Genomic DNA, 784 nt, shown 5'->3' with positions numbered 1-784 from the left:
GGTGGTGGAAACCGTGAGCGCCGAGACGCTGGAATTCACCTCGCGCCTGATCGAGAAAAAGCTCAAGGACTTTGGCGTGGAAGTGCAGGTGGTGGCGGCCTACCCGGGCCCGGTCATCACGCGCTACGAGATTGAGCCCGCCACGGGCGTGAAGGGCAGCCAGATCGTCAACCTCGCCAAGGACTTAGCGCGTTCGCTGTCGCTGGTGTCCATCCGCGTGGTGGAGACGATTCCGGGCAAGAATTTCATGGGCCTGGAGCTGCCGAATCCGAAGCGTCAGGCGGTGCGCCTGTCGGAGATTCTCGGCTCGCAGGTCTACAACGAGAGCGCTTCGCAGCTCACGATGGCGCTCGGCAAGGACATCGCCGGCAAGCCGGTGGTGGCCGATCTGGCCAAGATGCCGCACTGCATGGTGGCCGGTACCACGGGTTCGGGTAAGTCGGTCGGGATCAACGCGATGATCCTGTCGCTGCTCTACAAGGCCAAGGCCGATGCGGTGCGCCTGATCCTGATCGACCCGAAGATGCTGGAGCTCTCGGTGTACGAGGGCATTCCGCATCTGCTCGCGCCAGTCGTGACCGACATGAAGCAGGCCGCGCACGCGCTCAACTGGTGCGTGGGCGAAATGGAGAAGCGCTACCGCCTGATGTCGACCCTGGGCGTGCGCAATCTGGCCGGCTACAACCAGAAGATCCGCGCGGCAGAGCAGGCTGGCCGCAAGGTGCCAAACCCGTTCTCGCTGACGCCTGAAGCGCCGGAGCCGCTTTCCACGCTGCCGTTGATC

1 protein-coding gene is annotated in these 784 nt (G+C 64.0%); it reads left to right on the top strand.

What is annotated here, in order from left to right; all coding sequences use genetic code 11:
- On the top strand, window positions 1–784 hold a 784-nt coding region (locus ACRYR9_RS19730), incomplete at both ends, for a DNA translocase FtsK (protein WP_432540222.1).

It is taken from the genome of Kineococcus auxinigenes (assembly GCF_050871525.1).
GTDB lineage: Bacteria > Actinomycetota > Actinomycetes > Actinomycetales > Kineococcaceae > Kineococcus.
This window is presented reverse-complemented; position numbering and strand designations above follow the sequence as displayed.